The organism is Petrotoga sibirica DSM 13575, from assembly GCF_002924625.1.
GTDB classification, from domain to species: domain Bacteria; phylum Thermotogota; class Thermotogae; order Petrotogales; family Petrotogaceae; genus Petrotoga; species Petrotoga sibirica.
Genome location: NZ_JAHC01000018.1, coordinates 49,045 through 63,590, shown reverse-complemented (window position 1 = coordinate 63,590; position 14,546 = coordinate 49,045). Strand labels below are relative to the sequence as shown.

Genomic DNA, 14,546 nt, shown 5'->3' with positions numbered 1-14,546 from the left:
AAATAAAAAGATTTTCAAAAATAAGACCTTGATTTTAAAAGGGTCACAAGGCATAGCACTTTTGCTGATTTGTGCAAAAAAGCTAAAGAAAGTTGTAGAGTTTCTAAGAGCTATATTATTCAAAGATATGGGGGAAAACTATTGAATAAAAAAGAACTTTGGACAAGAGTATTATCAGGTGTAATTATTGGACCAATAGTTATTTTTTCTTATCTAACATATCCCACCCTTTTAGGATTGGTTACAACAATAGTGATGTTAGCTTCCTTTGAATTGATTGAACTATTTACAAGCGATGTCAAAAATAGTTTCATCAAGCTTTTACTAACTTTTATTGTAGGAACATCCAGTCTTATATATGGATTCTCTTTAGAGGCTGAATATAGAGGAATTTTACCTTTTGAAAGCGAAGGAATATTTTTCTTAGCTTTTGTAGCGTCTGTATTTTCGATTATGCTTTTAGTTAAAGAGATAACATACACAAAAAGGTTTATAGAATCTTCTGCTTTAAGCATTATCTACGTATCTTTTTTTCTTTCAAACTTTTATTTGATTCATTTGAACTATGGACCAGGGATGGCGATTTTAGCATTAACTGCAGTATGGGCTTATGATGCTGGGGCATATTTTTTTGGATTGAGTTTCGGTAAACATAAACTTTCTCCACATTTTTCACCCAAAAAAAGTTGGGAGGGATTTTTAGGTGGCATCTTTTTCACTTTTGCTTATATACTTATATTTGATTCCATTGGGATTTTTTTTGGAGCTATTCAAAAAATAACCTTTTTGCAGGCCATTATCTTTGCATTGATGGTGGGTTTCTTCGATACCATTGGAGATCTAACAGAATCAACTATTAAAAGGTATTATAATGTAAAAAACTCAGGGGAAATCCTACCAGGTCATGGGGGGATGCTCGACAGAATTGATGGTCTGTTGATCGTAACCCCAATGTGGTATTTTTTGTTGAGAATACTTTGGATATAGGGGGAAAAAATGAAAAACAAAAAATTTAAGGAAGGGTTCACACTAGTTGAGGTTTTAATAGTCTTGGGAATCATTTCGATCCTCGCAAGTATTGCCATTCCATCAGTTAGAGGACTTATCAATCGAGCTAACGCAATTAAAGTAGTAACTGAAATGCAAAATGTTCAAGTTGCCGTAATGAACTATGGTATTTATAACCCCAACCTAGAAGGATTAACAATTAATGATCTCTTGTTAGAGGGCTATTTAACTTCTCAACCAGAATATATAGAATTAGATTCGACTAACCCTTTAGAAATCAAAATAAAATACACGAATGGTACACCTTCCGCAACTGAGCTTAATAATATTAACAACAATATACTTATAGATAATAATACAGCTTATTTAGTAGTTAAATATTAATTAGGTTAAAAAAAGAAAACAGTCCCTTTATAAATAAAAAGATTTTCAAAAATAAGATTCTGATTTAAAAGGGTTACAGAGCAGAGACTTTTTGCAGCTTTGTGCAAAATAGTTCTTTATAATGCTTTAGAAACAATTTCCATATTTTCATTTGCAAAACAAATGTGTTCGGGGATCTTAAGGGGTTTACCTTTTGCAGCTTTGTGCAAAATAGTTCTTTATAATGCTGAAGTAACATCCTCATTCTTATTTGCGAAGCAAATGTGTTCGGGGATCTTAAGGGGTTTACCCCTTAATGTTTGGGTGAAGGGGAGCTAAGAATGATGGAGATATTTTAAAAATTTTCGAATCCTAGAAGTAAGGTTTAAAGTAGGTTTCAGATTTTTCAAAGTCAAGTATGAATTGAAAAAATTAGGAGGATTTAATATATGAAATACTTCACCTCTGATGAAATTAGGGAAAAGTTCTTGTATTTTTTTGAAAAAAAAGGTCATACAAGGTTACCTAGTTCTTCTTTGATTCCCAACGATCCCCAATTGTTGTTTACAGTGGCTGGAATGGTCCCTTTTAAACCAATCTTTTGGGGAAAAGTTGAACCCACATATACGAGAATAACTACGTGTCAAAAATGTTTAAGGACAAACGACATAGAAAATGTTGGAAGAACCCCCAGACATCACACCTTTTTTGAGATGTTAGGGAACTTTTCTTTTGGGGATTATTTCAAAAAAGAGGCTATAAAATGGGCCTGGGAATTTTTAACAGAAGAATTAGAACTTCCAGCCGAAAAATTATGGGCTTCTGTGTATGAAACCGATGATGAAGCTTTTAATATCTGGAAAGACGATATCAAGATACCGGAAAATAAAATACTAAGATTCGGTAAAGAAGAAAACTGGTGGGGACCTGCGGGTCCAACCGGCCCATGTGGTCCTTGTTCAGAAATATACTTTGACACAGGGTATACCGAAAATTGCCCTGATCAAGAAAACTGTACTCCTGCATGCGATTGTGGGCGTTTTGTCGAGATTTGGAACATAGTTTTCACTGAATATTATTCCGATGAAAACGGAAACCTTTCTCCTTTACCAAGAAAAAACATTGATACTGGGGCGGGTTTTGAAAGAATCTGTGCAGTTACTCAAGGTAAATATGATAATTTTGATTCCGATTTATTCAAGGAAACAATAGAAGAAATACAACAAATCTTTGGTGTAAAATTCAGAGAAAATAAAGGTAAAGATGTATCAATAAAGGTAATAGCTGATCATTCAAGAGCAATTGCATTTCTAATATCTGAAGGAATTATACCATCAAATGAAGGAAGAGGCTATGTTTTAAGAAGATTAATAAGAAGGGCTGTACGGCACGGAGCTTTGTTAGGAGCAAAAGGGCCATTTTTAAACAGTATTCTTGAAACAGTAATTAAAAAAATGGGAAAAATCTATCCGGAACTTATCGAAAAAGAAGGTTTAATTAAAGATATTTCCTCTATGGAAGAAGAAAAGTTTTTTGAAACGATGGAAAAAGGGATGGAAAGATTAAACAACATAATTCAAAACTTAAACAACCAAGCCACATTATCTGGAAAAATCGCTTTCGAACTTTACGATACATACGGATTTCCTTTGGATCTCACAAAAGAGATATTATCCGAAAAAGGGATAGAAGTTGATGAAAAAGAATTCACAGAACTGATGAACAAACAAAGAGAGATGGCAAGAGCAGCTTCGGGTAAAGTGGAGTATGATACAACTAAACAAATTTACAAAGAAATCGATAAATTTTTGACTCTAACTGAATTTATTGGTTATGATAAACTAAGTTCGACTGAAGAAGTCCAGCTTATACTCAAAGGAGACAGTATTGTCCAACAAGCTCAAGAAGGTGAAGAAATTGAACTATTTTTCTCAAAAACACCTTTTTATGCAGAAAGGGGAGGGCAAGTTTCTGATAAGGGTATTATCTACAATGAATCATTCCAAGCTGAAGTTATACATGTTACACCTATAAGAAATGAGATAATATCTCACCTAGTAAAAATAAAAAAAGGCAGTATAAAAAACGGAGAAAGAGTATTTCTAAAAGTTGATGAAAAAAAGAGAAAAGCCACAGAGAAAAACCATACGGCAACACATCTTTTACATTCTGCACTAAGAAAAGTAATTGGAGAACATATAAGGCAGGCTGGTTCATATGTAGCTCCGGAAAGATTAAGATTCGATTTCACACATTATGAACCTTTGACCCAAGATCAAATAAAGCAAATCGAATACCTTGTAAACGAACAAATACAAAAAGCTATCCCTGTAAACATATACCTAAAAAGCTTAGAAGAAGCAAAAAATATGGATGTTATAGCCTTATTTGAAGAAAAATACGGAGAAGTGGTAAGAATTGTGGAAATAGACGATTTCTCAAGAGAGCTCTGTGGAGGCACACATGTTTCCAACACAGGAGAAATAGGAATCTTCAAAATTCTGGAGGAATCTTCCATCTCTTCAGGAGTTCGAAGAATAGAAGCTATTACAGGTTTTGAAAGCCTTAACTATGTTACAGAAATGGAAAGTATTATAACTAATTTATCTAACATGTTGGATTCATCAAGGGATCAGATTCTAGATAAAATCGAATCCATCTTAAAAACTATCAAAAATCAGGAAAAGGAAATTAAACAACTTCAATTTCAATTAGCCACAAAAAATATAGAAAGATTAGCCCAAACCCCACAAATCATTGAAGGCGAAAAGGTGGTAGTAGCTCAGTTAGAAAACTTGGAAAAAGACGTTCATGCCAACACAGCCGATATCCTACTTCAAAAGTTGGGTAGAGGCGTTGTGATCCTTTTCAACAAGAGTAACAACGATCAAGTAAGTTTGGTAGTAAAGGTATCCAAAGACATCTCTAAAAAATTTCACGCCGGAAACATTGCAAGAAAAATAGCCTCCTATTTAGGTGGTGGTGGAGGCGGTGGACCAACTTTCGCACAAGCCGGAGGAAAATATGTTAAGAAGGTAAAAGAAGTGATAGAACACATAAGCAATTTTATGGAGGTTTAAGATTGCTTGCGATAGCTTTATCTGGAGGTGGGGCTAAAGGTGCTGCCCACGTTGGAGCACTGTTAGAACTTGAAAAAATGGGAATTAAATTTGATATCGTTGTTGGTACAAGTATTGGTGCACTTGTAGGTGCTGGGTATGCCCTTTTAGGGGACTCCAAATTACTATATGAATATGCTTTAAGGTTACAAAAAGCTACTTTTATTAATAAAGTACCTGCATCGCGCAAAATACCTCCTATTTTGACGTGCATTGGTGCAAACTTGCTTCCATCAACTTTACCCTCTTTTCTTTATTTTTATATTTTAAAAAAGGTATTTAAAGATATTACCTTTGAAGATTTGAAAATTAAATTCTATTGTACCACCGTAAAAATGGAAAGTGGAGATTTGGTAATCTTTGATGAAGGACCTTTGTTCCCGGCTTTAAAAGCTAGTATGGCGATGCCTGGTGCATTCAAGCCCGTTAAAATAAACGGTAACAAATACATAGATGGTGGATCCTTGGAAAAGCTACCTATCCTAACAGCTAAAAAACTTGGTGCAGATAAAATCATCGCCCTAAAACTCTTAACAAAGAAGATAAAATACCAGGAAATAAAAAATGCCTCTCAAGCTTTTGATAGGATAGATTCAATAAGAGAAAATATATACGATAATTTAACGGAAAAGTTTGCTAACGTACTTATCGAATTGCCCACACAAGACTTTAATACTTTAGATTTCACACAAACACAAGCCTTAATAGATACTGGGAGAAAAGCTGTTTTAGAAAGAAAAGAAGAAATCTTGGAGAAAATATCATGATTTTAGTAAGTGGAGGATTTGGATGGCAAGGAATTAAAGCAGCTGAAAATTTGAAAGATTTAGATCTATCCTATTACGATACAATCATCACAAATGGTATCACAGGATTTTGTATCACCTGTTTTCAACTCAAAAAAGAAAAGATCCTTCATCAAACTTTAAAGAGTTTAAAGCCTTACTTAAACACCCTAGACAAAGATTACTTTTTTGTTGGAAACATAAAAAATTGTCTCAAACTTTCTTCAAATTTTGGAAAGTATAAATTTCAATTAAAAGAAGACACCAAATTAAATTTTCCTTTAGAGATCGAACTGATAAATTTAAAAACTGAAGAAATATCAACTAAAAAGATTAACACCATTCAAGAAAGTCTTTTTTATTCTACCCTTTTACCTGGTATTAGACCACCGTTTCAAGGATGGTACAATACCGCTTCCTTTTCAAGAACACCCTGCTACTCATTATTAAAATATCAAGGTGAAGAAATAGAAATCTATGAATCTCCCTACAATTATCACAAATCCTCAACCATACAAAGATTATACAAATCTATTCAGGTTATGAGAAGCAGATACTTTTACGAATTGATCATGGAAGAAATCAAATCAAAAAATAAGGTACAATTCAAAACATAAAAAGAAGGGGAAAAGTGAAAAAACTTTACAAGTTGGAAATTGAGGAAAGATCATCAAATAAAAGATATGAATGTCTATTACTTGTAAAAAATAAAGAAGAAATTTATGATCTTCTAACTAACCTCAATATTAGAGTTATCAACATTGATGTTGATAACTTTTATTTCGATACTAAAAAATTCAATATCGATCAAATGATCAGCCTTGTTGATAATCTGTACCTCCTTGTAAACTCGGGTCTCACACTCTTTGAAGCAATGGAATTTTTAGTTTTCAACGAACAGGTTGATAAGTTCATAAGAGGTGTTATTTTCAAAAGTTATTTTTTAGTAATGAAAGGTTTAGATTACAAAACGGCATTTGATTTTCCAGAAATAGATAACTACTTTAGGCATACAATAAACTTATCAAAGACAACTATAGTTTTAAGAAAAAACTTATACAATTTAAAAAATTACTATAACAATATGAAACTCTCCAAGTCTACCGCCGAAAAATCATTAATTTATCCTCTCCTAATTCTTTCATCAATTTTGGTTTTGCTTTTTCTTCTAAATTTCTGGGTTATTCCACAGTTTTCTACTCTTTTAGGATACGACATTAATCTTAACTTATCAACTTACATGTTGATAAGTATGTTGACATTTTTCTTCTTAGGGTTGATAACTTTTTGGATAGGCAAGGGAAACGATATTTTTTGGACAAAGATTCCGTTTTTAAAGGCCTTGTACAAGAATTACATACTTCATGAATTCACAAGGAACGTTAACTTACTTTTAAAAAACGGTCTCACAATATACACCGCCTTAGAAATTGTCCTTTCTAATACGAATTCACAGTATATATCATCCACTTTCTTAACAGTCTATTTGGATATAGAAAAAGGGAAAGATCTTACGGAGGTTTTTTCAAAAATCAAAGACGTTAAAGAATTTTCTTTAACAATGAGCGTCTCAAAGAGGAAAGGAAATTATAAAGAGGTATTTGACTTCTTAGAAAACTATTATTATTCAACATTTAAAACAGCTTCAGAAAAGATTATGAAAATGATCGAACCTGTGCTTATAATATTTTTATCCGTTATAATTTTGAGTTTGGCATTTGAAATTTATTCCAATGTCTACTTAGGGGGGATGAATTTTGAAATGGGTGGTACATTCTAAATCTCATAAGGAAGGTTTTTTACTTATGGAAGTACTAGTTTCTTTAGGTATCGAAATAATTTTGTTCTCTTCTGTAATTTTTTTTACGGTATATCCGCTTCAAAAATACTTTTCATCTCTTACAGAAAGATATATAGCTTCGGAGGTGGTATATAAAACACGAAGCGCATCCACCCATTACGGAGAGGATAACAACTTAAACGGAATCATAAGCTCTCAAATAGTACAGGGGAAATTAAAAATAGTGACTTACGATATAAGATACAGAATAGAAGATCAAAGCAGCCAAAATCTATTATGGAGCTTTGGAAAAATAGCAGGAAGGGGAGGTAGAATTGTAAACAGTGAAGGCAAAACCATATTCAACGTTGTTCCAGTCACAGGTGCACTCACCAATCCATGATCTATCTTCAAGCCTTTGGGGGAATGTTATGATTAAGCTCAAATACAAAGGGAAAAAAGTATGTATAAATCATATAGACTGTTTTATTAAACCATTTGAAAACGAATTTCAACTGAGAAAAATATATTTTCAAGAAACAACCGATAAAAAAATTACATTTAAAAAGATACATTCTTCTGATAAAGAATATTTTTTGGTAATCGATGCTATTGATTATAAAAAATCAAAAAGATCTGTATTCTTTGACACTATTCTACCGGTTCAATCCATTCTTTTGAAAAAAGTTTTGGAATTCAAAGAAGGTAGATACGTTTTAGGTACCGATTTTTACAACTATGAGTTCATTAGAAACAAAGAATTCGCATTTTCAGGAATAATAGTTGATGAAAAACCAACATACTTTTTTAATAACCAAGAATTGAAAGATCTAGCAATAAAATATATGGAGGATAAAAGAATTGTTCCTTTTAGAATCTAACGTTAGAAAATTTCTGAAATACACATTAATAGCAACCATAATTTTACTTTTGGTTCTTCTAGTTGTTGAAAGTTATGGCAAATATCAAGAATATCTGAATATCAAAAGGATGCAAAACAACTTAAATTATAATTACAACAACTACCTTTACAAAGTCTCCAACCAAAGAACCGATATACGTGAATTTTTTGACTTCTTAACAGATAACAACTTTTATTTAATAGAACTCAACTACTCCTTGGCCAATGGGCTATCTGCAAAAGTTGCAACCTTTATAGAACCAACTCAAAAAATAAAGAGTAAGTACTCCATATCTGAACGGACCAAAATCAATATGGGAACCAAATATTACGTTATTCTTGAAATTAAAGAACAAGGAGTCAAACAATGAAACAGTATCTATTCATTATTCTTTTGTTGATTATAACTTTAGTGTATATAAAAAATTATGAAATTGAAGCACCGACGCTAAAATCCCCTCTCCATACCGTTTCAGAAATAGAAGGCAATTTCACATCAGAATCTCTACAAAATGAGTTAGAAAATATTTTAACTTCAGACCTCCTGGTGGAAAATATGACTATAAAAAGAAATAACGATTCTTTTCTTGAACTTGTGGATAATTTTGATATCTCAACATCCTTTTCATACCCTAATTTTGAGTATACCTCTAAGGATGTTAAAGATAATAAATTTTATATAAAAAGCTCAAACATTTTCGAACCTTTAAAAATTGACTTATTAGATCTATGGTCACAAAAAGATAACTTGCCTAAATATCAAAAAGAAGGGGTAGAATTCTCGGGTTTTTTCATAGATTCAGAAGGAAGAAATGCGGGGTTTGTTTATTTCTTTGATGAACTTATAAAGCTTTCCGCTGGCGATAAATTGGGGGAAGATTTAGTATTGGCAATTTTTAATGACGGAATTTTAATTCTAACTCAGGATAGAGAACTACTTGTTCTCTAGTAAATTCCAATTTCTCTAATTTTCTCATCTCCACTAATAGTATCTGCAAGAAATATTAACTTAACGTAAATTTTTATTTTCTCTTTCTCCTGAGTTTGACAGTTACAAAAACGTAAGAATTCTAAAACAGGTATGAATAATTGAAAAAAGGCGTTTTTTGCTTTATCTGTTTTTCAAAAGTGTCACTACATCCCTTTCTTTTCCTTTATTTATCAGTGTTTTAGTCTTACGCTTTAGCTTTGCTCCTTTCTAATCCTTTAATTTCGTCATTTTGGTCCCGTAGTTTTGGCCTCTCTATGAATTTCATATCACTAATCCATTTTTCGCCCCCGACGAGTATGAATATTTATCTTTTACAAAAACATTTCTTGCTCTATAGTCCAAATTAAAGCGGGACAAATGCTTTGGATCATTTACATCGAATATATTTATCCCTTCTCTTCCTGCTGTTACTATTATGTTTTCTTCTACTGAGTTTTCACCTTGCTCCACTGGTAGAACTACACAAACAGGCAGAGTGAATAATAAAATCAAAACTATGCCAAAAAAAATGTACTTCTTTCACCGTCCTTTCACCTCGCTTAATACGTAAGAATTCGACGTTTTTTAAACTTTGTTTTTTAAACTTTCATTGAGTATACTATACAAAACAAATACAAACGCCACAAAAACGACTAGCCTATTTCGATGACAATTAATTATGATCTAATGCAGTTTCCTGACAATGTATCCCCCCATATGATATAATATTTTAGCAACCAGAAAAATAAAAGGGGGATATTGAGTGTCAAGTTTAGGATATATTGAAAAAAATCAATGGGGATACACAGTAGAAGGGACCCCGGTGACTCTATTCACATTAAGAAACAAAAAGGGAGTTACCTTACAAGTAACAAATTATGGAGCTACATTGGTTTCTTTGTACTTACCTGATAAAAAAGGAGAATTTGAAGATATAATTTTAGGCTTCGACACGGTTTCAGATTACGAAAAACCTAACCCACAGAATCCATTTTTCGGCGCTACAATAGGACGACATGCAAATAGGATAAAAAACGGACAATTCTCACTTGAAGGTAAAAACTACACCTTAGCTCAAAACAATAATTCAAACCATCTTCATGGGGGAGTCAAGGGTTTTCAAAAGCAAATATTTCAAGCTACAGCTTTTACAACCGTTGAAGGACCTTCTGTTCGGTTCAAGCGTTTAAGCCACGATGGTGAAGAGGGTTATCCAGGAAACTTACGTGTAAGCGTTACTTACACATTAAACAACGATAATGAATTTAAGATTTCTTATACCGCAACTACTGATAAAACCACTATTATAAATTTGACAAATCACAGTTACTTTAATTTAGCAGGAGAAGGTAGAGGAAATATTTTTGATCACCAGTTAGAACTTTTTGCTAATTATTATACACCTGTAGATGAAACGTTAATCCCCACTGGAGAAATAAAAAGTGTCAAAAACACACCTTTTGATTTTACAGTCCCAAAAATTCTCGGTGAGGTGCTCAAAGATCTGAAAGATTCTCCATTAGAAGGAATAGATCATAATTTCGTATTAAACAAGGAAAATAGCAAAATATCCTTAGCTGTAAGGTTGGTTGAACCCACAAGTGGAAGAGTGATGAAGATATACACAACCGAGCCTGGGATTCAAGTATATACAGGTAATTTTGTTGATACATACGGAAAAGAAGGAAAACACTACGGAAAATATTCTGGAATAGCTTTGGAAACACAGCATTTCCCAAACACTCCAAACCAGAAAAACTTTCCTTCCACAATTTTAAGACCCTCAGAAGTTTACTCTTCAACAACAATTTACAAATTTTCTATCGTAAATTAGAGATTATTTAGCGTTCTAAAAACAGCAAAATACATTGTTTCTTGGAGGTAAAAGTATTGGATATAATCAAAACAATAACAGAAGATCTGAACATAAAACAATTTCAAACTGAAAACACTGTAGAATTATTAAATGAGGGAAACACCGTACCTTTTATCAGCAGGTACCGAAAAGAAAGAACGGGTAATTTAGACGAAGAAAAGATTAGACGAATAGAAGAATTACTTAAATATTACCAACACTTAGAAGACTACAAAAAAACTGTCTTAAAAAGCATCGAAGAGCAAGGCAAATTAACATATGAACTAAAAGAAAAGATCATCAACACCAAAAAGATGACTGAATTGGAAGATCTGTATCTTCCTTACAAAAAAAGAAAGAAAACCAATGCCGACAAAGCTATAGAAGCTGGTCTTGAACCTGCAGCAAACAAAGTGTTGTTAGGTAATATCAAATCTTTAGATGAATTAGAAGAATTTGTATCTGAGGAATACGATAATATAGACAAAGTGGTAGAAGGAATTTCCTACATAATAGGTCAAACCTTTGCCCATAACAAAGACAATCGGGAAAGTCTAAGAAAGTATTACGAAAAATTCGGAAAAATTCACTCTGAAAAAAAGAAAGAGTTTATAGAAGAAGCCACAAAGTACGATATGTATCACGAATTCACACAAGAAATTTCAAAAATTCCAAATTACAGAGTTTTAGCTTTAAACAGGGGCGAAAAAGAAAAAGTTTTAAATGTAAAATTAATTATTGATGACGAGTGGCTTGATAAAGAAAAAACTAAATACGAAACAGGAAATGAGATCTGCGATGAAATTATATCCAAAGGTTTGAACTATGGTTTCACAAATATGTTAAACCCCTCAATAGAAAGAGAAATAAGACAAAACTTAACAGAAAAAGCAGAAGAAGGGGCCATAGATCTCTTTGCCAAAAATCTCAGGCAATTATTACTAACCCCTCCTTTAAAAAACAAAAGGGTCTTAGCAATTGATCCTGGTTTCAGAACGGGATGTAAAGTTGTGGTATTGGATGAAATGGGAAATTTTCTCGCTAACGATACGATATTCCCCGTTCCTCCACAAAATGATATAGAAAACTCCGAGAAAATTGTGATGAGTTTAATTCAAAAACATAATATAAATCTAATAGCAATAGGTAACGGGACCGCCTCACGAGAAACTCAGCAATTCGTCGTTGACTTAATAAAGAAAAATAATTTGGATCTTAAATATATATTCGTCGATGAATCTGGAGCTTCTGTTTATTCCGCTTCTAGGCTAGCGAAGGAAGAGTTCCCGGAATATGATGTAACTGTCCGAGGAGCTATAAGTTTAGGAAGAAGAATACAAGATCCTCTTGCGGAATTTGTGAAAATAGACCCCAAATCAATAGGTGTAGGCCAGTATCAGCACGATGTCAACCAAAAAAAGTTGAAAGAGAAGCTCGACGCAACTGTGGAAAGCGTGGTTAACCTCGTTGGTGTTAATTTAAACACAGCCTCATATTCTTTATTAGAATACGTTTCAGGAATAACCAGTAGCCTAGCAAAGAAAATTGTCCAATACCGTCAAAAGAATGGCCCATTCCAAAAAAGAGCCGATCTCTTCAAGGTAAAAGGCTTTGGAGAAAAAGCTTTTGAACAAAGTGCAGGATTTTTGAGAATAATAGATGGGGAAAACCCGCTAGAAATGACGGGCATACACCCAGAAAGTTATGAACCAGCCGAGAAATTAATAAATATACTTGGCTACACCTTGGATGATCTAAAAATCAAAGAAAAATTGGACCCATTAAAATTAAAAGTTTCTCAACTTTTAAACGAAAAAGAAAATCTTAAATCAATATCGAAAGAATTGGAAATTGGGGAATATACATTGATCGATATACTGAAGGAACTTCAAAAGCCCGGCAGAGATCCAAGGGATGAAATGCCTGAACCTCAACTTATGGATGATATCCTAAAATTTGAAGATCTAAAAGAAAGTATGAGATTATCAGGTAAAATAACTAACATTACTGATTTTGGTGCTTTTGTAGATTTGGGAATAAAAGAAAACGGCTTGATTCATAAGTCAAACCTTTCTGAAAAATTTGTAGCTCATCCTACGGATATTGTGCAAATAAACGATATTGTGGAAGTAGAAATAATAAGCATTGATAAATCAAGAAGAAGAATAGGTCTAAGATTAGTTAGTATTCAAAGATAAAAACTTTATCTTCATTTTGGGCGTCCTTTTTTATGGACGCCTTTTTCTTATTTATTTTTTAATAATATCTAACTACAAAGCTTAAAATATATACCTTTAATTTTAACCCAAATCCCAAATAATTTGATAAAATATTAATAAGGATAGCGAATTAATTTTCACACTAAAGGTGATAACGAATGAAAATCAAAGATACAGGAAAAGTTGACGTTTTAAAAACATCCATATGGAAAGCTTTATTTACCTTAGCCTGGCCAATCATTTTGACAAATATGATGCATGCGATATATAATATAACTGATGCATATTTTTTGGGAAAGTTAGGCCCTTTGGAATTATCTGTTCCTACCGTAGTTTGGCCTCTGATATTTGTTTTTTTTTCTTTTGCCACAGGATTTTCCTACGCTGGAACCTCTTTGATAGCCCAATATACAGGATACGGCGATCAAAGAAGAGCTGAAAAATCGGCAGCGCAAACTATTTTGGTAATGACGTTTGTGGCTTTAGCCATTATGGCAATAGTGTTGATCTTTAGCAAGCAATTATTATCTCTTTTACGATTGGATAAAAACATATTCGAACTTAGTAATACGTATCTAAAAATAATGGCATTTAGTTTACCTTTCATTTTTTTAATGCAAACGGTAGCGGGTATATTTAGGGGATGGGGAAATTCATTTATAGCCCTGAAATACAACGGTATATCAATCTTGTTGAATGTGATTCTTGACCCTCTTTTCATTTTTCAATTCAATTTAGGCGTATTTGGTGCAGCACTAGCAACTATGTTATCTCAAGTTATTATGTCTGTTGTATTTCTATTTGTATTGCTCAAAGGTAGAAAGGGGTTTAAATTACATTCCAATGATTTTGTCCCTGATCCAAAACTTATAAAAAAAGTGTTATCGGTTGGATTACCTTCTTCTATTGGTGAAACTTTTACAGCTATAGGATTTGCTATAATTATGGGAGTTATCGCACAATTTGGGCCTATCGTTATTAGCGGATATGGAATTGGAAATAGAATGAACAATTTAATAATTATGTTCGCTATGGGAATATCTTTGGCAACGGTTACTATGACAGGTCAATATGTAGGTGCAAACCAACCTGAAAGAGCTGAGGAAACAGTTAGAAAAGCTTCTTTGGCAACTTTACTGATCGTTGGTAGTGCTTCAATGGTTATGTTTTTATTTGGTCACAATATAACGAAATTTTTCATAAACGATCCTGAAGTAATTAAAGTGGGAGAGGAATTTTTTAGATATGTTTCTTTCTCACTTCCGTTCTTCTCCTTAGTTTCTGTCTTTCTTGGTACTTTAAGAGGTACAGGACATACGATACAATCGACCATTATAGATATGGTAAGATTGTGGGGAATAAGGGTACCTTTGGTTTTTTTCTTAGCTGAGACTCACGGGTACATAGGTGTTTTCATCGCTATGATAATAAGTAATTTCTCTGCTCTTGTATTAGCCTTAGGTTTTCTAGTTTTTGGGAACTGGAAAAAACCTGTAATTGAAGAAGCTTCTCAAAGAAATGCTTAGTATAGTCAACAAAGGAGGAC

At 32.9% G+C, this 14,546-nt stretch carries 14 protein-coding genes; 13 read left to right on the top strand and 1 reads right to left on the bottom strand.

Going from position 1 to position 14,546, the window contains the following annotated elements; genetic code table 11:
• The first annotated feature begins 141 nt into the window (after positions 1–141).
• The 10 genes from AA80_RS05465 to AA80_RS05420 all read left to right on the top strand — a co-directional run bounded on the left by AA80_RS05465 (position 142) and on the right by AA80_RS05420 (position 8,905).
• On the top strand, positions 142–987 hold the full coding sequence (locus tag AA80_RS05465; protein ID WP_158248360.1) for a phosphatidate cytidylyltransferase: 846 nt from the start codon (positions 142–144) through the stop codon (positions 985–987).
• A 9-nt stretch (positions 988–996) separates the two neighbouring features.
• Entirely contained in the window at positions 997–1,392 is a 396-nt protein-coding gene (locus tag AA80_RS05460; protein WP_103876799.1) for a prepilin-type N-terminal cleavage/methylation domain-containing protein, read from the top strand.
• Between the two features lie 428 nt (positions 1,393–1,820).
• Positions 1,821–4,451 (top strand): alanine--tRNA ligase, encoded by a 2,631-nt coding sequence (alaS, locus tag AA80_RS05455; RefSeq protein WP_103876798.1) that lies wholly within the window; start codon positions 1,821–1,823, stop codon positions 4,449–4,451.
• Positions 4,452–4,453: 2 nt separating this feature from the next.
• Positions 4,454–5,257: a patatin-like phospholipase family protein gene (locus tag AA80_RS05450; RefSeq protein WP_103876797.1), complete on the top strand. Its 804-nt coding sequence runs from the start codon at positions 4,454–4,456 to the stop codon at positions 5,255–5,257.
• The gene (locus AA80_RS05445) at positions 5,254–5,892 is read left to right on the top strand and encodes a hypothetical protein (RefSeq protein WP_103876796.1); all 639 of its coding nucleotides are present in this window, start codon (positions 5,254–5,256) and stop codon (positions 5,890–5,892) included. The genes AA80_RS05450 and AA80_RS05445 overlap by 4 nt, the downstream gene beginning before the upstream one ends.
• 14 nt (positions 5,893–5,906) lie before the next feature.
• Complete coding sequence (locus AA80_RS05440) at positions 5,907–7,055, top strand: type II secretion system F family protein (protein ID WP_103876795.1); 1,149 nt, start codon at positions 5,907–5,909, stop codon at positions 7,053–7,055.
• Complete coding sequence (locus AA80_RS05435) at positions 7,033–7,458, top strand: hypothetical protein (protein WP_103876794.1); 426 nt, start codon at positions 7,033–7,035, stop codon at positions 7,456–7,458. Before AA80_RS05440 ends, AA80_RS05435 begins: the two co-directional genes overlap by 23 nt.
• A gap of 28 nt (positions 7,459–7,486) precedes the next feature.
• The gene (locus AA80_RS05430) at positions 7,487–7,936 is read left to right on the top strand and encodes a hypothetical protein (protein ID WP_103876793.1); all 450 of its coding nucleotides are present in this window, start codon (positions 7,487–7,489) and stop codon (positions 7,934–7,936) included.
• The gene (locus tag AA80_RS05425) at positions 7,917–8,327 is read left to right on the top strand and encodes a hypothetical protein (protein ID WP_103876792.1); all 411 of its coding nucleotides are present in this window, start codon (positions 7,917–7,919) and stop codon (positions 8,325–8,327) included. Before AA80_RS05430 ends, AA80_RS05425 begins: the two co-directional genes overlap by 20 nt.
• On the top strand, positions 8,324–8,905 hold the full coding sequence (locus tag AA80_RS05420; protein WP_103876791.1) for a hypothetical protein: 582 nt from the start codon (positions 8,324–8,326) through the stop codon (positions 8,903–8,905). Before AA80_RS05425 ends, AA80_RS05420 begins: the two co-directional genes overlap by 4 nt.
• A 303-nt stretch (positions 8,906–9,208) precedes the next feature.
• Here AA80_RS05420 and AA80_RS05415 read toward each other — a convergent pair whose 3' ends face one another.
• Positions 9,209–9,397, bottom strand: coding sequence for a hypothetical protein (locus tag AA80_RS05415; protein ID WP_134080038.1), 189 nt, complete (start codon positions 9,395–9,397; stop codon positions 9,209–9,211).
• A 292-nt stretch (positions 9,398–9,689) separates the two neighbouring features.
• Between AA80_RS05415 and AA80_RS05410 the strand changes: the two genes are divergently transcribed.
• From AA80_RS05410 to AA80_RS05400, 3 genes are all read left to right on the top strand, one after another.
• Positions 9,690–10,760 carry an aldose epimerase family protein gene (locus AA80_RS05410; protein ID WP_103876789.1) on the top strand — a complete coding sequence of 357 codons (1,071 nt, stop codon included), beginning with the start codon at positions 9,690–9,692 and terminating at the stop codon, positions 10,758–10,760.
• Positions 10,761–10,816: 56 nt separating this feature from the next.
• The gene (locus tag AA80_RS05405) at positions 10,817–12,979 is read left to right on the top strand and encodes a Tex family protein (RefSeq protein ID WP_103876788.1); all 2,163 of its coding nucleotides are present in this window, start codon (positions 10,817–10,819) and stop codon (positions 12,977–12,979) included.
• A 179-nt stretch (positions 12,980–13,158) separates the two neighbouring features.
• On the top strand, positions 13,159–14,526 hold the full coding sequence (locus AA80_RS05400) for an MATE family efflux transporter (protein WP_103876787.1): 1,368 nt from the start codon (positions 13,159–13,161) through the stop codon (positions 14,524–14,526).
• Positions 14,527–14,546: the final 20 nt, after the last annotated feature.

Bases quoted from the DNA above. Each gene is read 5' to 3' on its own strand.
- AA80_RS05460 (WP_103876799.1), top strand. From the start codon at position 997: ATGAAAAACAAAAAATTTAAGGAAGGGTTCACACTAGTTGAGGTTTTA.
- alaS (WP_103876798.1), top strand. From the start codon at position 1,821: ATGAAATACTTCACCTCTGATGAAATTAGGGAAAAGTTCTTGTATTTT.
- AA80_RS05445 (WP_103876796.1), top strand. From the start codon at position 5,254: ATGATTTTAGTAAGTGGAGGATTTGGATGGCAAGGAATTAAAGCAGCT.
- AA80_RS05430 (WP_103876793.1), top strand. From the start codon at position 7,487: ATGATTAAGCTCAAATACAAAGGGAAAAAAGTATGTATAAATCATATA.
- AA80_RS05420 (WP_103876791.1), top strand. From the start codon at position 8,324: ATGAAACAGTATCTATTCATTATTCTTTTGTTGATTATAACTTTAGTG.
- AA80_RS05400 (WP_103876787.1), top strand. From the start codon at position 13,159: ATGAAAATCAAAGATACAGGAAAAGTTGACGTTTTAAAAACATCCATA.